The organism is Nitratireductor kimnyeongensis, assembly GCF_019891395.1.
GTDB classification, from domain to species: Bacteria; Pseudomonadota; Alphaproteobacteria; order Rhizobiales; family Rhizobiaceae; genus Nitratireductor; species Nitratireductor kimnyeongensis.
The window spans coordinates 1,645,132-1,670,630 of sequence record NZ_CP078143.1; the positions used below are offsets into that span (position 1 = coordinate 1,645,132).

At 60.1% G+C, this 25,499-nt stretch carries 27 protein-coding genes; 15 read left to right on the plus strand and 12 right to left on the minus strand.

Features of this window, described 5'->3' with window-relative positions:
- The first annotated feature begins 77 nt into the window (after nt 1-77).
- Entirely contained in the window at nt 78-677 is a 600-nt protein-coding gene (thpR, locus tag KW403_RS07770) for an RNA 2',3'-cyclic phosphodiesterase (protein ID WP_223022136.1), read from the plus strand.
- Here thpR and KW403_RS07775 read toward each other — a convergent pair.
- Nucleotides 626-1,099: a low molecular weight protein-tyrosine-phosphatase gene (locus KW403_RS07775; RefSeq protein WP_223022137.1), complete on the minus strand. Its 474-nt coding sequence runs from the start codon at nt 1,097-1,099 to the stop codon at nt 626-628. The genes thpR and KW403_RS07775 overlap by 52 nt on opposite strands.
- Nucleotides 1,100-1,157: 58 nt before the next feature.
- Here KW403_RS07775 and KW403_RS07780 point away from each other — a divergent pair, with 58 nt between their 5' ends.
- The 4 genes from KW403_RS07780 to rlmN all read left to right on the plus strand — a co-directional run bounded on the left by KW403_RS07780 (nt 1,158) and on the right by rlmN (nt 3,988).
- The gene (locus tag KW403_RS07780; protein WP_223022138.1) at nt 1,158-1,481 is read left to right on the plus strand and encodes a 4a-hydroxytetrahydrobiopterin dehydratase; all 324 of its coding nucleotides are present in this window, start codon (nt 1,158-1,160) and stop codon (nt 1,479-1,481) included.
- Between the two features lie 44 nt (nt 1,482-1,525).
- Nucleotides 1,526-1,906 carry a YkvA family protein gene (locus tag KW403_RS07785; RefSeq protein WP_223022139.1) on the plus strand — a complete coding sequence of 127 codons (381 nt, stop codon included), beginning with the start codon at nt 1,526-1,528 and terminating at the stop codon, nt 1,904-1,906.
- Nucleotides 1,907-2,121: 215 nt separating this feature from the next.
- A complete protein-coding gene (locus KW403_RS07790; protein ID WP_223022140.1) occupies nt 2,122-2,622 on the plus strand; it encodes an invasion associated locus B family protein in 501 nt (166 codons plus the stop codon).
- A gap of 139 nt (nt 2,623-2,761) precedes the next feature.
- On the plus strand, nt 2,762-3,988 hold the full coding sequence (gene rlmN, locus KW403_RS07795; protein WP_223022141.1) for a dual-specificity RNA methyltransferase RlmN: 1,227 nt from the start codon (nt 2,762-2,764) through the stop codon (nt 3,986-3,988).
- 75 nt (nt 3,989-4,063) lie between these two features.
- Here the strand turns inward: rlmN and KW403_RS07800 are convergent, their stop codons facing one another.
- The 3 genes from KW403_RS07800 to KW403_RS07810 all read right to left on the minus strand — a co-directional run bounded on the left by KW403_RS07800 (nt 4,064) and on the right by KW403_RS07810 (nt 6,761).
- The gene (locus KW403_RS07800) at nt 4,064-4,705 is read right to left on the minus strand and encodes a LysE family translocator (RefSeq protein WP_223022142.1); all 642 of its coding nucleotides are present in this window, start codon (nt 4,703-4,705) and stop codon (nt 4,064-4,066) included.
- A gap of 94 nt (nt 4,706-4,799) precedes the next feature.
- Complete coding sequence (locus KW403_RS07805; protein ID WP_223022143.1) at nt 4,800-5,831, minus strand: SIS domain-containing protein; 1,032 nt, start codon at nt 5,829-5,831, stop codon at nt 4,800-4,802.
- Between the two features lie 39 nt (nt 5,832-5,870).
- Nucleotides 5,871-6,761: an N-acetylmuramic acid 6-phosphate etherase gene (locus KW403_RS07810; RefSeq protein WP_223022144.1), complete on the minus strand. Its 891-nt coding sequence runs from the start codon at nt 6,759-6,761 to the stop codon at nt 5,871-5,873.
- Between the two features lie 238 nt (nt 6,762-6,999).
- Here KW403_RS07810 and KW403_RS07815 point away from each other — a divergent pair, with 238 nt between their 5' ends.
- On the plus strand, nt 7,000-7,791 hold the full coding sequence (locus KW403_RS07815) for a GntR family transcriptional regulator (RefSeq protein ID WP_223022145.1): 792 nt from the start codon (nt 7,000-7,002) through the stop codon (nt 7,789-7,791).
- On the opposite strand, the gene KW403_RS07820 is transcribed toward KW403_RS07815, so the two are convergent.
- The 8 genes from KW403_RS07820 to KW403_RS07855 form a co-directional block, all read right to left on the minus strand.
- Nucleotides 7,788-9,308 (minus strand): di-heme oxidoreductase family protein, encoded by a 1,521-nt coding sequence (locus KW403_RS07820; RefSeq protein ID WP_223022146.1) that lies wholly within the window; start codon nt 9,306-9,308, stop codon nt 7,788-7,790. The genes KW403_RS07815 and KW403_RS07820 overlap by 4 nt on opposite strands.
- A 58-nt stretch (nt 9,309-9,366) precedes the next feature.
- Nucleotides 9,367-10,623 carry an imelysin family protein gene (locus KW403_RS07825; RefSeq protein ID WP_223022147.1) on the minus strand — a complete coding sequence of 419 codons (1,257 nt, stop codon included), beginning with the start codon at nt 10,621-10,623 and terminating at the stop codon, nt 9,367-9,369.
- A 138-nt stretch (nt 10,624-10,761) separates the two neighbouring features.
- Entirely contained in the window at nt 10,762-11,976 is a 1,215-nt protein-coding gene (locus tag KW403_RS07830; protein ID WP_223022148.1) for a beta-ketoacyl-[acyl-carrier-protein] synthase family protein, read from the minus strand.
- Nucleotides 11,977-12,252, minus strand: a complete 276-nt coding sequence (locus tag KW403_RS07835; protein ID WP_223022149.1) for an acyl carrier protein — start codon at nt 12,250-12,252, stop codon at nt 11,977-11,979. It lies immediately after the preceding gene.
- 146 nt (nt 12,253-12,398) lie between these two features.
- Nucleotides 12,399-12,896: a hypothetical protein gene (locus KW403_RS07840; RefSeq protein WP_223022150.1), complete on the minus strand. Its 498-nt coding sequence runs from the start codon at nt 12,894-12,896 to the stop codon at nt 12,399-12,401.
- Nucleotides 12,897-12,975: 79 nt separating this feature from the next.
- Nucleotides 12,976-13,659, minus strand: a complete 684-nt coding sequence (locus tag KW403_RS07845; protein ID WP_223022151.1) for a D-lyxose/D-mannose family sugar isomerase — start codon at nt 13,657-13,659, stop codon at nt 12,976-12,978.
- Between the two features lie 78 nt (nt 13,660-13,737).
- Nucleotides 13,738-13,974, minus strand: coding sequence for an Lrp/AsnC ligand binding domain-containing protein (locus tag KW403_RS07850; RefSeq protein ID WP_223022152.1), 237 nt, complete (start codon nt 13,972-13,974; stop codon nt 13,738-13,740).
- Nucleotides 13,975-14,029: 55 nt separating this feature from the next.
- A complete protein-coding gene (locus KW403_RS07855; RefSeq protein WP_223022153.1) occupies nt 14,030-14,860 on the minus strand; it encodes an alpha/beta hydrolase in 831 nt (276 codons plus the stop codon).
- A gap of 207 nt (nt 14,861-15,067) precedes the next feature.
- Here KW403_RS07855 and KW403_RS07860 point away from each other — a divergent pair, with 207 nt between their 5' ends.
- The 9 genes from KW403_RS07860 to KW403_RS07900 all read left to right on the plus strand — a co-directional run bounded on the left by KW403_RS07860 (nt 15,068) and on the right by KW403_RS07900 (nt 25,489).
- The gene (locus KW403_RS07860) at nt 15,068-17,359 is read left to right on the plus strand and encodes a bifunctional salicylyl-CoA 5-hydroxylase/oxidoreductase (protein WP_223022154.1); all 2,292 of its coding nucleotides are present in this window, start codon (nt 15,068-15,070) and stop codon (nt 17,357-17,359) included.
- Nucleotides 17,360-17,525: 166 nt separating this feature from the next.
- Nucleotides 17,526-18,284 carry an SDR family NAD(P)-dependent oxidoreductase gene (locus KW403_RS07865; RefSeq protein WP_223022155.1) on the plus strand — a complete coding sequence of 253 codons (759 nt, stop codon included), beginning with the start codon at nt 17,526-17,528 and terminating at the stop codon, nt 18,282-18,284.
- Complete coding sequence (locus KW403_RS07870) at nt 18,278-18,754, plus strand: MarR family winged helix-turn-helix transcriptional regulator (protein WP_223022156.1); 477 nt, start codon at nt 18,278-18,280, stop codon at nt 18,752-18,754. The genes KW403_RS07865 and KW403_RS07870 overlap by 7 nt, the downstream gene beginning before the upstream one ends.
- Nucleotides 18,751-19,563, plus strand: coding sequence for an enoyl-CoA hydratase family protein (locus tag KW403_RS07875; RefSeq protein ID WP_223022157.1), 813 nt, complete (start codon nt 18,751-18,753; stop codon nt 19,561-19,563). Before KW403_RS07870 ends, KW403_RS07875 begins: the two co-directional genes overlap by 4 nt.
- Nucleotides 19,563-20,702: an acyl-CoA dehydrogenase family protein gene (locus tag KW403_RS07880; RefSeq protein ID WP_223022158.1), complete on the plus strand. Its 1,140-nt coding sequence runs from the start codon at nt 19,563-19,565 to the stop codon at nt 20,700-20,702. The genes KW403_RS07875 and KW403_RS07880 overlap by 1 nt, the downstream gene beginning before the upstream one ends.
- 10 nt (nt 20,703-20,712) lie before the next feature.
- Nucleotides 20,713-22,332 (plus strand): AMP-binding protein, encoded by a 1,620-nt coding sequence (locus tag KW403_RS07885; RefSeq protein ID WP_223022159.1) that lies wholly within the window; start codon nt 20,713-20,715, stop codon nt 22,330-22,332.
- Between the two features lie 2 nt (nt 22,333-22,334).
- Nucleotides 22,335-23,168 (plus strand): tryptophan 2,3-dioxygenase, encoded by an 834-nt coding sequence (kynA, locus tag KW403_RS07890; protein ID WP_223022160.1) that lies wholly within the window; start codon nt 22,335-22,337, stop codon nt 23,166-23,168.
- Nucleotides 23,169-23,233: 65 nt separating this feature from the next.
- Nucleotides 23,234-24,370 (plus strand): ABC transporter substrate-binding protein, encoded by a 1,137-nt coding sequence (locus KW403_RS07895; protein ID WP_223022161.1) that lies wholly within the window; start codon nt 23,234-23,236, stop codon nt 24,368-24,370.
- A gap of 198 nt (nt 24,371-24,568) precedes the next feature.
- Complete coding sequence (locus KW403_RS07900) at nt 24,569-25,489, plus strand: branched-chain amino acid ABC transporter permease (protein WP_223022162.1); 921 nt, start codon at nt 24,569-24,571, stop codon at nt 25,487-25,489.
- Nucleotides 25,490-25,499: the final 10 nt, after the last annotated feature.

Consider the following 25,499-nt stretch of genomic DNA (forward strand, 5'->3'; position numbering starts at 1 on the left):
CCTGATAAAGAAACCGCTTGCTCACATTGGCAATCGGTGATTCGCTTGGATTGACACTGCGATTCGAGGAGGTTGCCATGCCGCGACTTTTCACCGCCCTCGAGATCCCGCGTGACGCCGCCCTGTCGTTGTCACTTCTGCGCGGGGGCCTCCCAGGAGCTCGTTGGATCGATGTCGAAAACTATCATCTCACATTGCGATTCTTCGGCGACGTGGAAGGACACACGGCAGACGAGATCGCCAATGCGCTCGATAGGGTTCGGCGACCAGCTTTTTCGATGAAGCTGTCCGGCGTGGGGGCATTCGGGCAGAAGAAGCCCCATTCCATCTGGGCTGGCGTATCCGCTTCGCCTGATCTCTACGCCCTGCAGGGCGAGATCGAAAGCATTTGCCGACGTTTACGCCTGCCGCCAGATCCCCGGAAGTTCACACCGCATGTGACCTTGGCCCGTCTGAAGAATTCCAACCCGCGCGACATCGCAGGCTATCTTTCGGCGCGCGGAAATTTCGCCTCGGTGCCCTTCTCCATAGGCCGTTTCGTGTTGATGTCGTCGCGCGCTTCTTTCGGTGGCGGGCCGTACATCATTGAGGAAGCCTGGCCTCTGGTGAGCGCGGAATATGATCGTCAGTCGAGCTTCGAAAGCAATGCTTCTGAAGCCTCGCGGATCGTCTGGTAAACCGAGGCAAAGCCATCCGCACCCCCGTAATAAGGGTCGGGAATGTCCACCATCCTGCCGTTCGCATAATCGAGAAAGAGGTGAATCTTCCCGGACATGTCACGGGGAGCGCGCTCGCGCAGTGTCTGCACGTTGTTGCGATCCATGCCCAGAAGCAAATCGTAGCGGTCGAAGTCCGCTGACCCCACCTGTTGTGCCCGCTGGTGAGAAATATCGACACCGAACCTGTGGGCGATTTCGATCGAACGCGGGTCAGGTGGATTGCCCACATGCCACGCACCGGTTCCAGCCGAACCAATCACGAAATCCGCCAGTCGCCCGCGCTCCGCCACAACGCTACGAAATACCCCCTCCGCGAGCGGGGAACGGCAGATATTACCCAGACAGACGAAGAGAATGGAGGTACGAGGCTTTGCGTTCATGGCCGGTGCGCTATCATCCTTGTGAGGTTTCCGACAGGCGATACCATGGAGAGACGCGATGGCAAGGGCAAAGCTCGATCCTGCTGCACTGGAACAGGCGCTCAAGACACTTGACGGATGGGATCTCGCGGAAGATGGGGGCTCCATCCAGCGGCGCTTCACCTTCGCCGATTTTTCCGAAGCATTCGCCTTCATGATGCGTTCAGCGCTTATGGCTGAAAAACTGAACCATCATCCTGACTGGTCGAATGTCTACAAGACGGTGGATGTCAGCCTTTCAACCCATGATGCGGACGGGGTGACTGAACTCGATCTCAAGCTCGCACTGGCGATGAATGGATTTGTCGGCGATGAACCTGCTCGGGTTCCGCTCAAATATTGAATTTTGATGGCTGGCTCCCACATCTTTGTAAGCAGGAGCAGACCATGGACGATGTCAAAATCGGTGAAATTCTCGAACCGGTCGGTCCCCGTGAGACACGGGATCGCGAAGAGCGTGTACGTGCGAGGTTTTGGCGCACGATGAAAAAGGCGGCCCGTCAGGTTCCGTTCATGGAGGATCTGGTGGCCGGCTATTTTTGCGCGCTCGACAATGACACCCCGCCAAAGGTGCGCGGTGTGCTGCTTGCCGCTCTCGCTTATTTTGTACTCCCTCTCGACGTGGTACCGGATTTTCTCCTTGGTTTCGGCTTTACAGACGATATCGCCGTACTGGCGGCCGCGCTGAACGCGGTGCGCCGCCATATTACGCCGGCCCACCGCTTTGCGGCCAGACAGGCCCTTACCGAAACCGCCCCGGACCACTGACCAGTCAAAATCTTGCCTCTTTCATTCGTTTCAACCGCTAATGAAGGGGTGTTCGGAAGTTGACGTATTTGATTGCGGCAACGAACATCGGGGTTGAACGCATGAAGAATCCGTCGATTAGCTTCACGCTTTGGTAACCCAGATTAAATAAAAATGAAGTGATCTAGAGGGACCAGCCGGTCTCCAAACACTGGCAAAAAAAGACGGTCAAGACGATGCGCGTACTGATTTCGACACTGATGCTCATTTGCGGAATGGCGGCGGCAAGCCCCGCGCTGGCCCAGGCAACGGCGGTGGGACAGCATCGCGACTGGGGTGTCTACAGCTACCAGTCCGGTAACGGCAAGGTATGTTATGCCATGAGCGTGCCAAAGGAAAAGCAGCCGGCCAGCCTCGACCATGGCGATATTTTCTTCTTTGTCAGCCAAAAGCCCGGTCAGAACGTTGCTTCAGAACCGCAGTTTATCGCCGCATACAATTTCCAGACGAATTCCAAGGTAATTGTGACGGTGGGCAACAAGAGCTTCACCATGTTCACGCAGGGCAAGTCTGCCTGGCTTGAGAACGCAGCTGAAGAGCCTCAGTTAATCGCAGCGATGAAGGGCGGTTCAGACATGAAGGTTGCTGCTAAATCTGGTCGTGGCAACGACACCAGCTACACATTCTCTCTCAGCGGCGTCACAGCTGCGATCGACGCCACCCAGAACTGCAAGTAGAGTGTGCAAAACCCGGCTGCCGGCTGCAGCAGGTGACGGCAGCCTTCAGGCGTGGTATGAGCGCGGCAAATGAAGGGTAAACGCGGAATTCGGGACACGAATTCGCAATGCGTTACCTGCAACGCACTTCAAGAACGCCATGGCACTGACACTCGACCTATCGACGCCTGAGGGGCGCGCTGATCTGCGCCCCGCCACCAAAGCCGAAAAGCAGTCGCTGATCGGACTTTCGCGTGATGAACTCGCAGAAGCGCTGCTTGCACTCGGTGTGCCGGAGCGGCAGGCGCGCATGCGTGTGCGCCAGCTGTGGCACTGGCTTTACGTGCGCGGCGTTTCCGATTTTTCGCAGATGTTCAACATCTCGAAGGATCTGCGGGCCCAGCTCGATCAGCACTTCACGATTGCCCGTCCGGAAATCATCGAAGAGCAAATTTCCAAGGACGGCACCTGCAAGTGGCTGATGCGTTTTCCGGCGCGTGGCGCGGGCCGCCCGGTGGATGTGGAAACCGTCTACATTCCCGAGGAAGGCCGCGGCACACTATGCATTTCCAGCCAGGTGGGCTGCACGCTGACCTGCACCTTCTGCCACACCGGTACACAAAAATTGGTTCGCAACCTGACGCCGGGCGAAATACTCGACCAGCTTCTCGTGGCGCGGGATCGGCTTGGTGATTTCCCCGATGCCGATACGCCCGACGGGGCCATCGTGCCGGCGGAAGGCCGCAAGGTCACCAATATCGTGATGATGGGTATGGGAGAGCCGCTCTACAATTTCGAAAATGTAAAGCAAGCGCTTCTCATCGCCTCCGATGGCGAAGGCCTTTCGCTCTCAAAGCGCCGCATCACACTTTCAACCTCCGGCGTGGTTCCGGAAATCTATCGCACCGGCGAGGAAATTGGCGTCATGCTGGCGATCTCGCTGCACGCCGTGCGCGACGAACTGCGCAACGAGCTTGTGCCGATCAATAAGAAATATCCGCTGAAAGAGCTGCTCGACGCCTGCCGCGCCTATCCGGGCCTTTCGAACGCGCGGCGTATCACCTTTGAGTATGTGATGCTGAAGGGTGTCAACGATTCGCTCGACGATGCCCGCGAACTGGTGCGGCTGCTGAAGGGCATCCCCGCGAAGATCAACCTGATCCCTTTCAATCCATGGCCGGGCAGCGATTACGAATGCTCCGACTGGGAGCAGATCGAGGAATTTGCTGATCTCGTCAACAAGGCCGGATACGCCTCGCCCATCCGAACCCCGCGCGGACGCGACATCCTGGCGGCATGCGGTCAGCTCAAATCTGCTTCGGAGCGGATGAAGAAAGCTGATCGGCTGAAGCTGGAAGCCATGATGATCGCCGGCCACGGTGAATAAAAGGCGACCTGATTGAGAAACAATCGCCGGCCCGCTCGCTGCGCGCCGGCGATTTTTTTGCGGCTACCAGCCCGATCAACGCGCCTGAGCGGTCAGGATTTTCAAGGCAAACGCCGAGAAGACGCCGGCAAAAAGATAATCGACCACCCGCGTGACACGCGGGCTCTTCTTCAAGAGCTGCGAAAAACTGTCCGCTGCAATGACCATTGGCGCGACGATGGGCAACGCCAGAGGGATAAACAAGAGCCCGAGAAAGAAGAGTTTCCCCGGTGCGTGGGGATCACTGGCGGACACGAACTGCGGCAGGAATGTCATGAAGAACAGGATGATCTTCGGGTTCAGAAGATTGATGGCGAGCCCCGTGGCCCAGTTCTTCAACAGGGACCGCCCCGCGCTACCCTTCTTTTCCGGCGAGAACGCGGAGCCTTTGCGGATCGCCTGGATTGCCAGCCAGATCAGATAGCCCGCACCGAACACCTTGAGTGCAAGAAATGCCTCGGGAGACGCGACGATCAGGGCCGAAAGCCCCAGCGCCACCAGCGCCGTGTGGATCATGATTCCGGTCATCGCGCCAAACATGCAGGCGAAGCCGGCCGCCCTGCCCTGGCTCAGCGCCCGGCCGACAAACAGCGTCATATCCGGGCCCGGCGTAATCGAGATCACGAAGGTGGCGAGGGCAAACTGTAGAATGGTGGCGAAGTCGGGAATGAAGGTCATGGAAGTGCTTCCGGCACAGTGTTGATCTGCCGGAAGCTAACGCAGGATCAGACCCGACGCCAGCGGCATGATCGGGCGGCCGCTGGTGCAGGCGTCAGATCGTTTCGGTCACCTTCTTGAGCTTGTCCGGTGTGTCCGGATTGAGCCCACGTTCCCGCGCGACTCGCTCGATCAGACGATAGTAACCGACGAGCGAGACAAGCGGATCCACCTGGCCATGGCCGGTGGATGGGGTTTTGATGGTGCGTTCCCCCAGATCACGCGAGGAGAAGCTCGCAATCTGGGCACCGAAGCCGCGCAGCTTTTCGAGCGACTGCGCGCTTGAAGCAAGCGCTGCGTCTTCCGGCACAAAGGCAAGAATGGGAAAGCCCTTGTCGACCAGCTGCATGGGCCCGTGCATTAGCTCGGCGAGGGAGAACGCTTCCGCATGAAGCTGGGCCGTCTCTTTTGCCTTCAGGGCCGCTTCCAGCGCAATGGCGAAGCCAGGACCACGACCGGCAGTGTAGATCGACCCGGCATTTGTCAGGAGTGGCAGCGCCGGCTCCCAGTCCACGTCGCAGGCGGCGGCCAGCGCCCCGGGCAGCCGACCGAGCGCGTCCTTAAGCGCTGCATCACCCGAAGCTGCCTGCGTGACGCCGGCGAGTGCTGCTGCAGACGCGATGAAGCTCTTGGTCGCCGCGACGCTCCGCTCCGTTCCGGCATGGATCGGCAAGACGATGTCGGCCGCCTTCGCAAGCGGGCTGTCCGCAACGTTGACCACTGCAAGCGTAACCGCGCCGCCCTTCTTGGCCGATGCCTGCGCGGCGACAATGTCAGGGCTCCCTCCGGACTGGGAAATGGTGATGTGCAGCGCGCGCTCCAGTTTTAGCGACGCGTCATAGACGGACGCCACCGAAGGGCCGATGGAGGCCACGGGAATGCCCGTGTGGATCTCGAACAGATATTTGAAGAAGCTCGCGGCATGATCCGACGAGCCCCGCGCCGACATGCTCACCACGGCGGGTCCGCGCTCGGCAATCACCCGGCCAAGTTCGGCGAAGGTCTTTGCCTCTTGCGCAAAAAGCCGCTCTACCGCCTCGGCGGCCTCGGCGGTTTCCTGAAACATCAGGGAAGGCGTGTTAGTCATCTCAGTCTTTCCGTCGTTGATGTTGAGAAACGGGTTTGTTCAACCCAGTTCGGCGATTGCACGATGCAGGTCGTCGCCGTTCCGCTCGAGCGCGACGTGCGCTTCCTCGGCCGAGAGCCCCCGCACGACGAGAACCGCCGGCTTGACATGAAAATCCGTTTTCTCGAGTGCGGCTCGCGCAGACCCTTCATCACAGTCCGCGACCTCTGTCAGCATCTCAACGGCGCGTTGAACGAGCTTCCTGTTGGAGGGCTTCATATCCACCATGCGGCCGCGATAGACTTTGCCGAGCCGCATCATCACTGCTGTCGAGAAAAGGTTGATCGCGATCTTCTGGCTTGTACCAGCCCCCATGCGCGTGGAGCCGGCAAGCACCTCCGCTCCCGTTGCGAGAAGCACGGGGCAATCGGCGCTTTCGAGAAGCGCGCTGCCGGGATTGTTGGCGATGCCGATGGTCAGCGCACCCCGCGCCTTGGCGGCCTCGATTGCCGCCAATGTATAAGGTGTACTGCCGCTCGCCGCGAGCCCGATCACCACATCGAGAGGCCCGCAAGCCAGCGCATCAATCTCGTCTCGACCCGCAGCCTCATCATCTTCGGCACTCTCGCGTGCTTCAGCCACGCTGATGCTGCCTCCGGCCAGCAAAAACAGGCTACGCTCCTCCGGCCATCCAAACGTGGGGTAAAGCTCGACCGCATCCAACATTGCCACACGGCCCGAAGTTCCTGCTCCCGCATAGATGAGCCGGCTCTCGGGATTCGCAAGACGCTGCACTGCCGCTTCAACAGCCTCTTCCAGAGCCGGAAGGGCGGCAGAGGCCGCATCCATTGCAGCGCGCTGACCATCGAGCATGGCATTCAGCATATCCGCGGTCGAAAACCGCTCAATGTCACGATACGCTTGGCTTGCTGTTTCTGTCGCTGTTGTCATGGTCGGCTCTCTGGTTTCGGGTTCGCCGTCTATGATAGACCAATTTAATACCAAATGAATTAGCAGGCATCCTCATGAAAATCCATTCCCGTGGCTCGGAAAATCTCGAAAAGTCTTGATATGCCGAACATCAAGGCGTCGAGCAGTGATCTTGTGCGCGTCGTTCTTGCAAATATCCTAAACCCCATCCATAATTGGACTTAAAATTTAATACCAGTCTAGCGAGCGTGCCTGTACGATGACAGATGCCCTTTCGGGGACGAAGGAAGACCTTTGTGCGCTGCTCGCCCGTGAAAGCCGGTTCGACACGAGGGATGGGACGCCACGATACATCAGGCTCGCAAACACACTGCGAGAGGTGGTGAGGAACCGGGAGCTGAGCTCCGGCGCGGCGCTGCCATCGGAACGTCTGTTGGCGGAAATGACAGGCCTCTCGCGCGTCACCGTGCGGCGTGGCATTGAGCTCCTGGTGCGCGAAGGCATCCTCGAACAGCGCCGGGGCTCGGGCACCTACGTTCTCGCACCGGTCGAGCGTTTCGAGCAGCCGCTGGCCGCGATCACCAGCTTCACCGAGGACATGCTCTCCTTCGGCCGGAAGCCCGAAACGCGCTGGGTGGCACGCGAATATGCAAGCCCTTCTGCACAGGAGGCGATGACATTGGGGCTTTCGCCCGGCGATCGTGTGTTGCGCCTGCATCGCCTGCGGCTTGCCGACGCCCTGCCGCTTGCAGTCGAGCTAGCCATCGTGCCTGCAGATCTGCTGCCGAACCTCTCAATGTTGGGTACCTCGCTTTACACAGCGATGGCGTCCGCCGGAGCGCGGCCGCATAAGGCGCTGCAACGTATGCATGCCTGCGCACTGCCTGAGTTCGAAGCGCGTCTTCTAGGCGCCGAAACCGGGGAACCCGCTTTTTTCCTGGAGCGGATTTCCCGAACCGACACAGGACGAGTCGTGGAGTTCACCCGCTCCCACTTCAAAGGCGACCGGTTCGACTTCGTCGCCGAACTCAATCTGCACCGGGAAACTTAAAGCGATTCCAGGAAACGGATCAGATTGTCCCGATCCTGTTTTGCCATGTCGATCACGCGGTCACGCGCCGCCTGCGCTTCCCCACCATGCCATAAGATGGCTTCAAGCAGCGTCCGCGCGCGACCGTCATGCAGGAAGGTCGCTTCCGCATTCACCGTCGCGGTAAGGCCAATGCCCCAGAGCGGCGGCGTTCGCCATTCATAACCATCGGCGAGACCTTCGCTGCGGCCATCCGCCAGCCCCTCACCCATGTCATGCAACAGCATGTCGGTATACGGCCAGATTAGCTGGAAGCGCAGGGCCGGATCGTCCACATCGCGCCGGGTCACATATTTCGGTCGATGGCACGAGGCGCAGCCGCTCTCGTAGAAGACCTTTTTCCCGGCAAGCACCGAAGGCTCGTCCACGTCGCGCCGAACCGGCACCGCGAGATGGCTCGAGTAAAAGGTCACGAGGTTCAAAAGGTCTTCCGGCACCTCCTCGGCACCCAATCGCTCCTGCGCGCCATGCGGCAGGGCACGGCATTCGACCTGCGCCTCGGTGCAGTCGCCCCAGTGATCCGGCGCAAGCGGGGTTGAAAGCCCCATGTCGCCGGAAAATGCATCCGCCGTCTGTTCAGCGATGCTGGGCGCGATCGCTTTCCAGCCAAAGCGACCGAGTTTCCATTGTCCTGCCGCGTCGCGCACCCTTGCCGCGCGTCCGGAAATGCCGTCACCATCTTCATCGTCGGGATCGGCCCAGGCGAGAATGTCGGCCTCGTGCACGCTCTCCAGAAGGCCGAGCCCGATCATCGGTGGCGCGACGCGCGCTGACATCATCACATCATCACGCATCGGCCCGAAACCGGGATCGGCGATCGCGAGCGTGGGCTTGCGCAGCGTGACCGTTTCGCCGCCAGAGAGCGGAACAGTTACAACATCATAAGCAATGTCGACGCGCCCCTCTGGATTGAGACCCGCCACCACGTGGTCCTGCAACTGCAACCCGTAGACAGGATCAGGTGCTGCAGGCAGACGACCATCAGCAATCGCCGCTTCCTGCTCCTTGTCCGCCGGAACGGACAGTCGCACGAGCAGTGACACCGCCGAATCCCCGGACTTCGCCGGCGCATGACCACGCCCGTCCTTGATATGGCATGACTGGCAGGCCCGTGCATTGAATAGCGGGCCAAGCCCGTCAGAAGCCTGCGTCGAGGAGGGCGAGGAGACCCAATCCTTGCGGAAAAGACCGTTCCCGAGAAGGAAGCGTTCCAGTTCGGCAAATTCCAGATTGGCGGAAGAGTGCGAGAACGCGTCAGCATTGATCAGCTTCATCGACGTGGTCGCGCCTGCGGACATGCGCTCGAAACGTTCAGGCTTGTCAAAAGCGGTCGCGGGCCGGATCACCTTTTCCACCCGCTTGCGATCCTTCTCACTCAGATCATCACGGAAACCTTGCGACAAATTCTCCGCCTGGGCGGACAACGCCACGAAAGAAAACAGGCCGGTGAAAAGCGCGGCGCGGACAGAAACGTTCATGGAAAGGGTCTATACAAATGAACACCGGGCCGACAAGCGGCCCGGTGCAAAATTGATATCACTCAAAAACGGCGTCGGGATCATCGAGGCTGTCAGAGCCTTCCAGCTCGATACCCGAGAGATCGAGCGCCACGACCACCCGTTCAAGAGAACGGGTCTGGTCTACGAGACCATCGATAGCCGCCTGTACAACGGCATTCCCTTCCTCATTGCCTTGACCGATCATCTGATCATAGGCTTCGCCACCCTCCGCGCGCTCCTTCAGCGCCGACATCGCTTCCAGTGTCGCATCGAGTTTCGACTTCATCTCCTCCGCCAGCGCCGGGTCCTTCTCCGACACCAGGTCAGCAAGGCTCGGACCTTCGACCTTGGATCCATCGACGCGCTCATAAGAGCCGAAATAGACATTTCGTATGCCGACAAGATCATAATAATGGCTGTTATGCGTGTTGTCGGAGAAACAGTCATGCTCCTCTTCGGGATCGTTGAGAAGCAGGCCCAGCTTCATGCGCTCGCCGGCCAACTCGCCATAGGAAAGCGAGCCAAGCCCCGTCAGCATGGCCGTCAGGCCGACCTTCGGGTCAGCCGTCACCTCCGCGCGTGCCTCACCATCGGTCTGCCAGTTGGCCACCATTTCTTCCAGATCGGTGACCAGGAGATCTGCAGCGGCCTGTAAATACTGGCCGCGACGGTCGCAATTGTCGCCGGTGCAGTTCTCAGTGTCGAAATCGGTGTGGGCGCGCGCTCCGGCTCCAGCGTCGGTTCCGTTGAGATCCTGCCCCCAGAGAAGAAACTCGATTGCGTGATAGCCCGTCGCCACATTCGCCTCAATGCCGCCGACCTCGTGAAGCGACTGGATAACCTCTGGTGTGATCTCTGAGACATCGATCTCCGTACCGCCGGCGCTCACCTTGTCATTGGCAACCACGTTGACCGTGTAGAATTCGTTGGCATCGGATTCGGTGCCATAGCCGGCATCGACATAGTCGATCAAACCCTCATCCAACGGCCAGGCATTCACCTTGCCTTCCCATTCATCGACAATCGCGTTGCCGAAGCGATAGGCCTCACTCTGCTGATAGGGCTCGCGCGACGCAAGCCAGGCCTCACGGGCAGCTGCCAGCGTCTCCTCGGAAGGGCTTTCCACGAGCTTGTTCACCGCGTCGCGCAGAGCTTTCGCGGTTTCAAGGCTGTCCTCATAAGTGGCCAGCGCGATGTCCGCATAAGCGGAAACGACCTCCTGCGGCTCGGCTGCAAAAGCCGGTGAGGCCATGACGGCCGTCAATGCGGTGCCGATCAATAAGCGACGCTTCATAAGACTTCCCCTCTCGTCCAATCCAGATCACCGACCGCACGAAAAGCACGACCGACCAGCGGTCGACGACCGCCACCAAATAATGTGGATTTAAATTATCAGGTTTATGAAGGCAAGCCCGGCCCGGCGTTTTGCGAGCTACTCCATCGCCTTGACCGCTATTACTGCATTGGTCCCGCCGAATGCGAAACCATTGCTAAGCGCAACTCTTACATCGCGCTTGCGCGCTTCATTCGGCGTTACGTCCAGATCGCAATCGGGGTCATTTTCCCGATAGCCAGCGGTCGGAGGCACGATTCCATCCCGAATTGCCATCACACACGCTATCAGCTCCAGAGCACCGGACGCACCCAGGCAATGCGCGTGCATCGATTTGGTGGACGACACAGAGAGTTTTGGCGCATGTTTCCCAAAAACACGTTTGATCGCTTCCGTTTCGATCTTGTCGTTGGCTTTGGTGCCGGTGCCATGCGCGTTGATGTAATCCACCTCGTCAATCGAGAGACCGGCTTCGCGCAAACAAGATTTCAGGGCTGAGACCGGACCTTCCACCGTGGGAGCCACAATATCGGATGCATCGGCCGACATGCCACCACCGGCGAGTTCGGCTAGGATGGTCGCGCCGCGCGCCTGGGCATGTTCCAAAGTCTCAAGCACCGCAATGCCGGCGCCCTCACCAAGCACCAGACCATTGCGGTCAGCCGAAAAGGGGCGACAGGTCTCGGATGCAAGAACCCGCAGCGCTTCCCACCCTTTCAGAATACCATATATCAAAGGCGCATCAGAACCGCCGGCAAGCATCACGTCGGCACGGCCGAGCCTGATTTGATCGGCAGCGGCCAATATCGCATGGTTGGATGAGGAACAGGCGGATGTGGCGCCGAAAACGGGGCCACGCAGACCGAGTGTCATACTGACCTGCCCGGCAGCGGCTCCTGGCATTACGCGCGGAACGGTGAAAATCCCGGTACGCGGTTTTCCTTCCAGAAGGATGGCGCGGTAACTGTCTTCAATGGCTTCCCAGCCACAAACTCCCGTGCCAACCACGGCACCCACGCGATGCGTGTTCCCGTCATCTACCGTGTAACCGGACTGCGCCAGAGCCTCCTTCGCGGAAATTGCCGCAAGAAGGCTGAAACGGTCCATCGTCACAAGCCGCTTGCGGTCGATCCCGTGCTCGGGCAATTCCTTGATTTCAGCGCCTATGCGTACTTTCAGCTCATGAAGCGGAGCCGTCGTGATCGGTCCAATCGCCTGTTGGCCAGTCTTCATCGAAGACCAGATGGACTGGACGTCGGTTCCAAGCGCGCAGATGCCGCCGATGCCGGTTATGACGATGCGCGGCGCTGTCATCTATTTCTTGGCATCCACCAGTTCACGCACAGCGGCGACGATATCCTTCACCGTTTCCATGCTCTCCCAGGCCTCAGCCGTATTCATCTCAACCTCGATGTTGAACTCATCTTCGACATCGAAAATGATCTCGGTGAGCTCGAGAGAGTGAATGCCGAGATCAGCCAGAGGCGTATCAAGCGTGATTGTCTCGACGTCATCCTGCGCATGGGTCTTGATTTTTTCCAGGATCGTCTTGCCGATTTCATCGGTGCTCAAACTGGCTTCAGCATTCATGCAACTTCTCCTCGGACCACTATTGCGCTGGCTGGCGTGCCATGGGCAAGGCGTCCGCGCTTTACTCTGAACAAATCACATCCATAAGAAACCAAAGCGCGGCGTGCGGCAAGAGTAGGTGGTGCATATCCGCCGGTGCTGCACATTCAGTTTCTGTTGGCGCCGCCCTTCACAAAAATCGTCACGCCGCCACGTTCAGCATATTCAAGGGCAACAACATCCCTAAGCTGGATGGAGCGCGAATCCACAGCATGGAAAAAAAGCGCGCTGCCCTCAATGGCCTCCCGCAGCATGGCGATCTCGTCTTCGTTCTCGACGAGAGCAGAAGCTATACTGCCGTCCTTTTCTTCCAGATCCGGAAGAAAGACGATGTCAATCTCGTCAAGTGAAAACGTCTTACGTACCCGCTCGGCATTCTGAGCGGTGGCGTCGATAGCCGCCAAAATCCGGCTGCTCGCTGCATCCGCCTCGACCTCCTCGGTTTTCACCTCGGAGCCAACGATTGCGTCAATCGCTTCTTCCCGCTGCAGTCCCTGCGCGAAAAGTGGCGTCTGCAGCGCAAATGCCGCCGCGATCGCGAGGCCAATAATCAGATGAAGTCTGGTATCGACCGCTGCCGGCCGATCCATAATACTCAAGCTCATGGTTCAATCCCGTGTTCTCGCCGCGCAGAAAACATGTTCTGCCACGGAAGGCAACGGGCGCAGCGCAGCGCAGGTTCCGTCAGAGCCAGGTTGGATAATCTGAAACCAGCAGCCGATAGGGATCTTGATCTTCCTCAATCTCGGAGAACCGCGCTATCGGGTCGGCAAAAATATTGTCGCTCACGTCATCGTTTACGGTAGAAACCTCACCGATCAGCACATCCTGCTTTTCTCCCCAGAAGGCATGCCAGACCCCAGGAAGAAGCGTAACGCTCTCGCCAGGCTGCAATCTCAGGACACCGCCTGCATCCACACAGCGCATCACCCCGTCCGTGGGCACAGTGACCGGAGCCGTCCGATCAATGTTGCCATCCGCATCGGAAGCGAAAAGCTCGATGCAGAGCGTTCCGCCGCCGCGATTGATGATATCCTCGGCCTTGATTGCGTGGGTGTGCATCGGTGCGAGCTGATCGCGCCGGGAAATCATGATCTTCTCGGCATAAAGCATGCCGCGGCCGTGTTTCAGATCGTCCTGATTGCCGTTGCGCACCGTGAAGAGGAATAGGCCGCATCGATCGAAATCGCCGCGGCCATAGTCGGTAATGTCCCAGCCAAGACTCGCGTCGACGATCCCGCCGATCGAATCGCGCCTTTGCTTCATCTCATCGGGCGTCCAATCCGCAAAGGGCGGCATTACATAGCCGAAGGAACGGATGAACGCCTCTCCTTCGCGCAAAATCTCATTGACTTTCGACCGTTTCACCGCCGCCTCCCAAATACGAACCGATTTAGATCGTCGGTTCGTATCGCAAGACGGCCCTCGCGCCAAGGCGTTTGTTCTCTAGAACGCCTTGAAGGTCAAAGTGGTGAGCGAACGGCGAATGCCGGGCACATTGGCGATGTTCTCGCTGACGAATTTGCCGATATCGACACCGTCATCGATGTAGACCTTCATGAGCAGGTCGTAATCGCCGCTCGTGGAGTAAAGCTCCGAGGCGATTTCGCGCTTGTAGAGTTCATCGGCCACCTTATAGGTCTTGCCAGGTTTGCAGCGCAGTTGAACGAAGACAGGTCTCATAAGGGCTCCATGGAGCGGATTCAAAACAGGTTTGGGCCACACTTGGCCCACAGGCTCATGCTGTCAACAGACAGCGCACCATCTGATGATCGGAATCCGCAAGCCCGTCAATGACATCGAAATGATGGCGGTCGGGCTCTTCCACAGCGGTGGTATTGGCGCCAAGACCCACCCAGACATTCGCAAGCAAGGCGTTCTGCCGCAGGAATTCGCTGCGCTCCGAGGCCCCGACCCAGCACGTCAACCTCACGCCAGGCAAAGGCGCCAGCAAGGCCGGGCTTTCCACCTGCGCCTCTTCAGGGCTGATCTTCAGGCTCTCGTTCATGGCCGTCTTCATCATCGGACGCAGATCATGCACGCCGGAAATGGACAGAACGTGACGAAGACGTGACCGCACATCCGCTGGCAGGGGCGACGTCTCACATGCCATGCGGGACGCGAGATGACCGCCCGCTGAATGACCCGTCAGGATAAGGGGACCAGCGACGCGTCCGGCAGCGGCAGAAACGGCATCGCAAATCTCGCGCACGATGCCGGAGATCGAATTTTCGGGACATAGCGTATAGGACGGCATGGCAACCGCATATCCATTGTCCACCGCCCCGGCAGCCAGATGCGACCAGTAACTCTTGTCGAGCCTCAACCAGAAACCGCCATGGATGAAAACCACAAGACCGGCGGGCTTGCCCTCCGGTAGAAAAAGATCAAACTGATTGCGTGCGCCATCGCCGTAGGGAAGGTCGAGCTCGGCCCGTCCTGCTGCAACAAGGGCATCGCGATAAGCTTGCGCGGGTTCAACCCAGATCCCGGGCCACCGGTCTCCCCGTGGAATGTTTGCTCCATTGGCGTAAGCATCGTCCCAATCGGATACCTGATGATAGAACACGCGCGACTCTCCCTCTCTCGGGGCCGAAACACCCTGCTTGGTCCTGCGGGTGTATTCTGTCATTCTCACACCGCGTCGTGTAGACTGCGACCAGATTGCATATATTTCAACCTTAAAATTTCATACTTGAAATGTCGATTGTCCGGTGCGATGCTCCAAGCTTTCAATGCCAGGTGTTGAGCGATCCTGGGAGGAAGGAGCGCAAGCATGAAAGTTGCAATTCTCGGCGGCGGCCCGGCAGGCCTTTACTTCGCGATCTCCATGAAGTTGCGCGACGCGTCTCACGACGTGACGGTCTTTGAGCGCAACAAGGCTGACGACACGTTTGGCTGGGGCGTGGTTCTTTCCGACGAAACCCTCGACAATCTCGCAGAAAACGATCCGGTCAGCGCCGAACGCATTCGAGAGCATTTCGCCTATTGGGACGACATCGCCGTGGTGCACAAAGGCGTGCGCACGCTCTCCACCGGCCATGGTTTCTGTGGAATTGGCCGCATGCGCCTGCTCATCCTCCTGCAGGAGCGCGCCCGTGAGCTCGGCATCAAGCTGGAGTTCCAGACCGAGATCGACGACCCCCGTCCTTTCATGGCCGAATACGACATGGTGCTGGCGGCCGATGGCCTGAACTCAAGGACCCGCACCACCTTTGCGGATGTGTTCAAGCCCGACATCGACGTGCGCAAATGCAAATTCGTCTGGCTCGGTACCCATCAGAAGTTCGACGACGCTTTCACCTTCATCTTCGAGAAGACCGAGCATGGATGGGTGTGGGCACACGCCTACCAGTTCGACGACGACACCGCGACCTTCATCGTGGAATGTGGGCCCGAGACCTGGGAGAAGTTTGGCTTCGGCGAGATGAACCAGCAGGAATCGATCGCCGTCTGCGAGCGGATCTTCAAGGATCATCTTGGCGGCCACAGCCTGATGACCAATGCCAACCACATTCGCGGCTCGGCGTGGATCAACTTCCCGCGCGTGCTCTGCGAGCGCTGGTCGCACGAAAACATCGCCCTGATGGGCGACGCCGCTGCCAGCGCCCACTTCTCCATCGGTTCGGGCACCAAGCTGGCGCTCGAAAGCGCCATTGCGCTGGCCGAATATCTCCACACCGAACCGACACTGAAAGAAGCCTTCGACAAATACGAAGACGCAAGGCGGCTGGAAGTGCTGCGCCTTCAGTCGGCAGCGCGCAACTCGCTTGAGTGGTTCGAGGAGGTGGAGCGCTATCTCGATCTCGATCCGGTGCAGTTCAACTATTCGCTGCTCACCCGATCCCAGCGCATCAGTCATGAGAACCTGCGCCTGCGCGATCCCGACTGGCTCTCCGGCGCCGAAAGCTGGTTCCAGCAGCAGGCAGGCGCCGAGGACAATGCCGCCCGCGCGCCCATGTTCGCGCCCTACAAGCTACGCGGCCTCACGCTGAAGAACCGCGTTGTCGTCTCACCCATGGCTCAGTACAAGGCAGTGGACGGCTGCCCGACAGATTGGCACATGGTGCATTATTGCGAGCGCGCCAAGGGCGGCGCGGGCCTCGTCTATATCGAGATGACCTGCGTCAGTCCGGAAGGACGCATCACGCCCGGCTGCCCCGGCTTCTACAAGCCCGAACACGAAGCCGCCTGGACCCGGATTGTCGATTTCATCCATCAGGAGACGGACGCGAAAATCTGTGCGCAGATCGGCCATTCCGGCCCGAAAGGCTCCACCCAGCTCGGCTGGGAGGAAATGGATGCACCGCTGAAAGAAGGCAACTGGCCGATTCTCGCCGCCTCCGAGGTTTCATGGTCAGAAAAGAACCAGACACCCAAGGCCATGGATCGCGCCGATATGGACATGGTGCGCGACCAGTTCGTTTCCGCTGCTGAAATGGCCGAGCGTTGCGGGTTCGACATGCTCGAACTGCACTGCGCCCATGGCTATCTCCTGTCGTCCTTCATTTCGCCACTCACCAACCGGCGCGAGGACGATTATGGCGGCAGTCTCGAAAACCGGATGCGCTTCCCACTGGAGATCTTCCATGCGATGCGTGCCGTCTGGCCTGACGACAAGCCCATCTCGGTGCGCATTTCGGCCAATGATTGGGTCGGCGATGAAGGCGTGACGCCGGAGGAAGCCGTTGAGATCGCCCGCATGCTGCAGGAGGCGGGTGTGGACATCTGCGACGTCTCGGCCGGCCAGACCTCCAAACGTGCCCGACCCGTCTATGGCCGTATGTTCCAGACTCCCTTCTCCGACCGCATCCGCAACGAGACCGGCATGGCAACCATGGCCGTGGGCAACATCTACGAGCCGGACCATGTGAACTCGATCCTAATGGCTGGCCGCGCCGACCTCGTCTGCCTCGCCCGCCCGCATCTGGCCGACCCCTACTGGACGCTCCACGCTGCGGCAACTCTCGCAGACAAGGGCGTGACCTGGCCCGATCCCTATCTGCCAGGCCGCGATCAACTCTACCGGCTCGCCGAGCGCGCCGAGCAGATGACGGGGAAGGTGTGACGATGTTTTCCGAATGCCGGCTCTGCCCCTCATCCTCACCTTCTCCCCGCGCACGGGGAGAAGGTGGCATAGACGTCGCCGCTTCGTCCTTCTCCCCGCGTGCGGGGAGAAGGTGCCGGCAGGCGGATGAGGGGCATCGCCGAACTTCAAAGAAAAGGCCAGCACAATGACCAGTTCACGCCACGCACTCGTCACAGGCGGCGGAACGGGCGTTGGGGAAGCCGTCGCGCTTGCCCTTGCCGAAGCCGGCATCGACGTCACGATCTGCGGACGGCGCGCCGAACCGCTGGAAAAGGTCGCCGCACGGCATGATCGCATCCACCCCCTGACCGCCGATGTAACCGACGAAGCCTCCATGCAGGCGCTCTATGAAACGGCGGAAGACGCCCGTGGCCCCTTCGACATCGTCATTGCCAATGCAGGCACCGCATCCAGCGCGCCCGCCCACCGCACGAAGCTCGAAGACTGGAACCGCATCCTCGACGTCAACATGACCGGTGCGTTCCTGAGCGTGAAACCTGCCCTTTCCCCCATGGCCAAGCGCGGCAGCGGACGCATCATCTTCATTGCCTCGGTCGCGGGCCTTAAGGGCTATGCCTATGTCGCGCCCTATGTCGCCTCCAAGCATGGCGTCATCGGCCTGATGCGGGCGCTTTCGGTCGAACTGGTCAAGACCGGCGTGACAGTGAATGCCATCTGCCCCGGCTACGTCGAAACCGAGATGCTTGAAGAATCCATCGAGCGCGTGGTCGAAAAGACCGGGCGCAGCCACGAAGAAGCCCGCAAGGGTTTCGTCGAAGCCAATCCCCATGGCCGGCTGATCCAGCCGGAGGAAGTGGCGGCGGCGGCATTGTGGCTCGTCAGTTCTGCTGCCTCGTCGGTCACCGGCCAGTCGATTTCCATCTCTGGAGGTGAAACATGGTAAGCGCTCCCCTGACGGCCGTAAAAAGCGGAGCCCCGGCAAAAGAACGTCTGCGCCTGTGGATCAGGATCTTGCGTGCCTCGCGTCTGATCGAAGCCGTCTTGCGGGAGAGGCTCAAGTCCCGTTTTGACACGACCCTGCCGCGCTTCGATGTGCTGTCCGCGCTCGATCGCGCACCCGAAGGCATGGCGATGAGCGACATTTCACGCTTTCTACTCGTCTCCAATGGCAATGTTACAGGCATCGTGGAGCGTTTGGTGACGGATGGTCTGGCCAGTCGCACCAAGCGCGATGGCGACCGCCGGACCTCCATCATCAAGCTGACACCCACCGGCAAGGAAGCCTTCGCTGCGATGGCCGAAGCGCATGAGCGCTGGATCGACGAACTTCTCGGCAATTTGCCGGAAGATGAGGCGCGGGCGCTTGCCGGCACCCTCAAGACATTCGAAAGCAATTGGGAGGGCGGCGTATGAGCTCCATGGCCGATCTAAAGCCGAAGCATTTCATCTGGCGCATGGAAGGCAGCGTCGCGCTTATCCAGCTCGACCGGCCCGACCGGAAGAACCCGCTCACCTTCGATTCCTATGCCGAGCTGCGCGACACGTTCCGTACCCTGCCCTATGCGGACGATGTCGACGCGGTTGTGTTCCTGCCCAATGGCGGCAATTTCTGCTCGGGTGGAGATGTGCACGACATCATCGGCCCGCTGATCGATATGGACATGAAGGGCCTGCTCGCCTTCACCCGGATGACCGGCGATCTGGTCAAGGCCATGATCGCCTGCAACAAACCGATCATTTCGGCGGTCGATGGCGTGGCGGTCGGGGCGGGCGCGATCATCGCCATGGCGTCCGACATGCGGCTTGCCACACCGGAGGCAAAGACCGCGTTCCTGTTCACCCGTGTCGGGCTCGCCGGCTGCGACATGGGTGCCTGCGCGATGCTGCCGCGCATCATTGGTCAGGGCCGTGCCGCGGAGCTGCTTTACACCGGCCGCTCCATGAGCGCCGAGGAAGGCGAGCGCTGGGGTTTCTATAACCGGCTCGTAGCCGCCGACGCACTGGAAGCGGAAGCCTTGAACATGGCCGCGCGGATTGCCGCCGGACCGACCTTTGCGCACGGCATCACCAAGACCCAGCTCAACCAGGAATGGTCGATGGGTCTTGAACAGGCCATCGAGGCGGAAGCACAGGCGCAGGCCATTTGCATGCAGACAAAGGATTTCGAGCGGGCTTATCGTGCGTTTGTCGCCAAAGAAAAACCGGTGTTTGAGGGGGATTGATGCCTGATCGCTCCTTCCTCGACTGGCCCTTCTTCGAACAGCGCCACCGCGACTGGGCCGATAAACTCGACACATGGTGCGCCAAGAACCTCCCCGTCGACCACAGCGATGTGGACGCCGCCTGCCGCGACCTCGTCGCCCGGCTGGGCGCTGCCGGTTTCCTCAAGCCCACCGCGCTCGACACCGCCAATCCCGGCCCGCTCGATGTGCGCACGCTTTGCCTGACGCGCGAAACGCTGGCCCGACATGACGGTCTGGCCGATTTCGCCTTCGCGATGCAGGGGCTCGGCACCGGCGCGATCAGCCTGTTCGGAACGCAGGAGCAGCAGCAATGGCTCGACAAGACCCGCGCGGGCGAGGCGATCTCGGCCTTTGCCCTATCGGAGCCGCGCTCCGGGTCGGATGTGGCAAATATGGACATGTCCGCCACACGCGATGGTGCTGATTATGTGTTGTCCGGTGAAAAAACCTGGATCTCGAATGGCGGAATCGCCGATCTCTACACGGTCTTTGCCCGCACCGGCGAAGCGCCGGGCGCGAAGGGCATCTCCGCCTTTCTCGTCCCTGCGGACACGCCGGGGCTGGAGGTCGCAGAACGTCTGGACGTGATCGCGCCACACCCGTTGGCGCGGCTTGCCTTCAACGATGTGCGCGTGCCCGCCTCCGCCATGATCGGCAAGCCGGGCGATGGTTTCAAGATCGCCATGTCGGTGCTCGATGTGTTCCGCTCAACTGTGGGTGCCGCCGCACTCGGCTTCGCACGCCGCGCGCTGGACGAGACACTTGACCGCGCCGGCAACCGCGAGCTTTTCGGCGCGCCGCTGTTTGACCTGCAGATGGTGCAGGGCCACATCGCGGACATGGCGCTGGATGTGGATGCCGCGGCCCTTCTCATCTACCGCGCCGCATGGACCAAGGACATGGGCGCGCCGCGCGTGACGCGCGAAGCTGCCATGGCAAAACTTTTTGCCACCGACAGGGCGCAGCAGGTCATCGACAAGGCAGTGCAGATTCATGGCGGCGACGGCGTGCGCCGCGGGCACATCGTGGAGAGCCTTTACCGGGAGATCAGGGCTCTGCGCATCTATGAGGGCGCATCAGACGTCCAGAAAGTCGTCATTGCACGGCAGATAAAATGAGGGTGAACACATGCTCGGACCGACGGGTCACACAGACACATTTGCGCGGGATAACCTTCCGCCGCCGGATCAATGGCCGGAATTCTTGCTCGATGGTTTTGATTATCCCGACTATCTGAATGCCGGCGTCGAACTGACCGACCGCATGGTCGAGCGCGGTTTCGGTGACCGTGTGGCGCTGATCGGCAATGGCCGCCGCCGCACCTACAAGGAACTGGCCGACTGGACGAGCCGCCTCGCCCACGCGCTGGTCGAGGATTACGGCGTCAAGCCCGGCAACCGCATCCTGATCCGCTCGGCCAACAATCCGGCCATGGTGGCGTGCTGGCTGGCTGCCACCAAGGCAGGCGCGGTGGTCGTCAACACCATGCCCATGCTGCGCGCCGGCGAGCTGGCCAAGATCGTCGACAAGGCGGAGATCGGCCTTGCCCTGTGCGACACCCGCATCAAGGACGAGCTCGTCGCCTGCGCCAAGGACAGCAAGTTCCTCAAAAATGTGGTCGGCTTCGACGGCACCGCCAATTTCGACGCCGAGCTCGACCGCATCGCCCTCGACAAGCCTGTTCAGTTCGACGCGGTCAAGACAGGCCGGGACGATGTCGCGCTTCTGGGCTTCACCTCCGGCACCACCGGCACGCCCAAGGCGACCATGCATTTCCATCGCGATTTGCTAATCATCGCCGATGCCTATGCAAAGGAAGTGCTTCAGGTCACACCGGACGACGTGTTTGTCGGCTCGCCACCGCTTGCCTTCACCTTCGGGCTCGGCGGTCTGGCGATCTTCCCCTTGCGTTTCGGCGCAACGGCGACGCTGCTTGAAAGCGCCACGCCGCCGAACATGATTGAGATCATCGAAAAATACCGCGCCACGGTAAGCTTCACCGCTCCCACCGCCTATCGCGCCATGATGGCGGCGATGGATGAAGGGGCGGATCTTTCCTCCCTGCGCGTTGCCGTTTCGGCTGGCGAGACACTGCCTGGCCCCGTGTTCGAGGCATGGACGAAAAAGACCGGCAAGCCGATACTCGACGGCATTGGCGCGACCGAGATGCTGCACATCTTCATCTCCAACCGTTTCGATGATCGCCATCCCGCCACCACGGGCCGCCCGGTGACCGGCTATGAAGCGCGGATCGTGGACGAAGACATGAACGAACTGCCGCGCGGCGAAACCGGGCGTCTGGCCGTGCGCGGCCCGACCGGCTGCCGCTATCTGGCCGACGAACGGCAGAAGGAGTATGTCCGTGACGGCTGGAACCTCACCGGTGACTCCTTCTATCAGGATGAGGACGGCCGCTTTCATTTCGCAGCCCGTTCCGACGACATGATCGTTTCGGCCGGTTACAACATTGCCGGCCCCGAGGTGGAGGCCGCTTTGCTTGCTCATGCCGATGTCATGGAATGCGCCGTCATCGGCGCTGCGAGCGAAGAGCGCGGACAGATCGTCGAAGCCCATGTGGTACTCGCCCAAGGGGTGGCGCGCGACGCGCTGACGGTGAAACGCCTTCAGGATCACGTGAAAGCGACCATTGCACCGTACAAATATCCGCGTTCCATCAAGTTTCTCGATGCCCTGCCCAAAACGGAGACGGGCAAGATCCAGCGTTTCCGACTGCGGGAGAAGAGCTGACCATGGCAAGCCAGCCTGAGATCGATGACAACGGGGCAGCCAATATCAAGCCGCCCATGTCCTACAGCGACTATCTGCATCTGGAAAAGATACTCAGCGCGCAGGAGCCCCTGTCCGAAGCGCGCGACGAACTGCTGTTCATCATCCAGCACCAGACCTCCGAGCTCTGGATGAAACTCGCCATCACCGAAATCCGCTCCGCACGCGCTGCCATCGCCGAAGACCGCCTGCGCCCGGCCTTCAAGATGCTGACCCGCGTGGCGCGGATCTTTGAACAGCTCAACAGTGCGTGGGACGTGCTGCGCACCATGACGCCGAGCGAGTATTCCACCTTCCGCGATGCGCTTGGACAGTCGTCGGGCTTTCAATCCTGGCAGTACCGTTCCATCGAGTTTCTGGCCGGCAACCGCAATTTGGCAATGCTCAAGCCGCACTCAGATCTGCCGCAGATCACCGCACGGCTTGAAGAGATACTTGCCGAGCCCAGCCTTTATGACGAGGCACTACAGCTTCTGGCGCGCAACGGTTTCGACATCGGAGCGGATGCGGGGCGCACAAGCTGGCGTGACAAGCGCGAGGCCAATGATCAGGTCCAGGCGGCATGGAAGGCGGTCTACGCGCGGCCCGACGAGCACTGGGCGCTTTACGAGCTTGCGGAAAAATTGATTGATTTCGAAGACTATTTCCGCCGCTGGCGTTTCAACCACGTGACCACCGTCGAACGGATCATCGGGCTGAAACGCGGAACAGGCGGTACATCCGGCGTTTCCTACTTGCGCAAGATGCTGGATGTGGAACTATTCCCCGAGCTCTGGCGGGTCCGCACGGACATGTAACGGGGCGCGGGTAACAAAGCCGCTCATAGCGGTGTCAATGACAAGGGAACGTTGGGAGACTACACATGAAGAATCTACTAGCAGCAAGCCTGCTTGCCCTTTCGGCAAGTGTTGCCGGAAACGCCTATGCCGAACCGGTGAAAATCGGCATGATCACCACGCTTTCAGGCGGTGGCGCGGGCCTTGGCATCGACGCCCGCGACGGGTTCATGCTCGCCATCGAGCAGTCTGGCAACAAGGAAATCGATGTCGTTGTTGAAGACGATGCCCAGAAGCCCGAACTCGCAGTCCAGATCGCCGACAAGATGATCCAGAGCGACAAGGTGGACCTGATGACCGGCATCATCTGGTCAAACCTCGCCATGGCGGTCGTGCCATCGGCGACAGCGCAGGATGTGATCTACCTGTCAGTCAATGCCGGTCCATCGGCACTTGCCGGCGCCGGCTGCAGCCCGAACTATTTCAACGTTGCCTATCAGAACGACAATTTCCACGAGGCGATGGGCGAGGCGGCCAACAAGGACTACAAGAAGACCTTCATCATGGCGCCCAACTATCCCGCCGGCAAGGATTCGCTGACCGGCTTCAAGCGCTTCTACAAGGGCGAACTGGCAGGTGAAATCTACACCAAGCTCGGCCAGACGGATTATGCGGCCGAGATCGCCCAGATCCGCGCTTCAGGCGCCGATTCGGTGTTCATCTTCCTGCCGGGCGGCATGGGCATCGCCTTCACGAAGCAATATGCCCAGTCGGGCGTCGACCTGCCGCTGCTTGGACCCGCATTCTCCTTCAGCCAGGATGTCCTGCCAGCCATTGGCGATGCAGCGCTTGGGGTGAAGAACACCGCCTCCTGGGCTTATGATCTCGACAACGAAGCCAACAAGGCCTTTGTCGAAGGATTTAAAGAGGCGTATGGCCGCCTGCCCTCGGTCTATGCCGCGCAGGCCTATGACACGGCGAACCTCATCCTTTCCGCGGCAGAAAAGGCAAGCGTGAAGGACAAGGAAGCCTTCCGTGCAGCACTGAAGGAAGCGGAATTCGATTCCGTTCGCGGCAAGTTTTCCTTCAACACCAACAACCACCCGATCCAGGATTTCTATGTCCGCGAGGTGGTGAAGGATGGTGACACTCTGACCAACAAGATCGTTGGCACCGCATTCACCGACCACAAGGACGCCTACGCGGCCGAGTGCAAGATGTAGGACAGCCACGCGACATCCCGCCCTCGTGGTTCGACAAGCTCACCATGAGGGCTGGGGTGGGGTGAGTTCTGCAACATGCACTCCATTATTGGCGTGTTTCGCCTGACGCAGCTGTTTCACCCTCATCCGAGCTTGTCGAAGGGCGAGGGTGGAACGCACCTCAGTCGCCTCAAGTTCAACCCAAACAACAGCTGACCCGTGTCCCTAACCCTTCTCATAGAGCAGATTTTGAACGGCCTTCAGTTCGGCGTGATGCTGTTTCTGATGGCCGCCGGCCTGACACTGATCTTCGGCGTGATGGGGCTGATCAATCTGGCCCATGGCTCGCTCTTCATGGTCGGCGCATTTGCCTGCGCGGCCGTGGCCGCGGCGACGGGCTCGTTCTGGCTTGGCCTCGTGGCCAGTCTTGCCGCGGCTGCAGCGGCTGGTGCCATTGTCGAGCTTCTGGTGATCCGGCGGCTCTACGAACGTGATCATCTCGACCAGGTGCTGGCCACCTTCGCGCTGATCCTCATCTTTTCGGAAGGCACGCGCTGGGTATTCGGCTCCTTCCCGCTCTATCTCGACATACCGCCTCTTCTCTCAGGCGCGGTGCACCTGCCCGGCGGCGCACAATATCCGATCTATCGGCTGGCCGTGATCGGGGTCGGCATCGCGGTCGCCGTGGGGCTTTATCTCCTGATCGGCAAAACACGGCTCGGCATGCGCATTCGCGCAGGTGAATCCGACCGCGAGATGATCGGCGCGCTCGGCATCGACATCGGCACACTCTACACACTCGTCTTCGCGCTCGGCGCAGCTCTTGCCGGTTTGGCCGGCGCGATGGTCGGCGCCCTGCAATCGGTGCAGGTGGGCATGGGCGAACCGGTGCTGATCCTCGCCTTCGTGGTCATCGTCATAGGCGGTATCGGCTCGATCAAGGGTGCACTGGTGGGCTCGATCCTCGTGGGGCTGACAGAAACGCTCGGCCGCTTTTTGCTGCCGCATCTCTTTGGCCTGTTCATGGCCAATTCCGAAGCTGCCACGGTCGGTGCGGCGCTCGCCTCCATGCTGATCTATATCGTCATGGCCCTCATCCTCGCTTTCAGGCCACAGGGCCTGTTCGCGGCAAATGCGTGAGGGTGCAGTC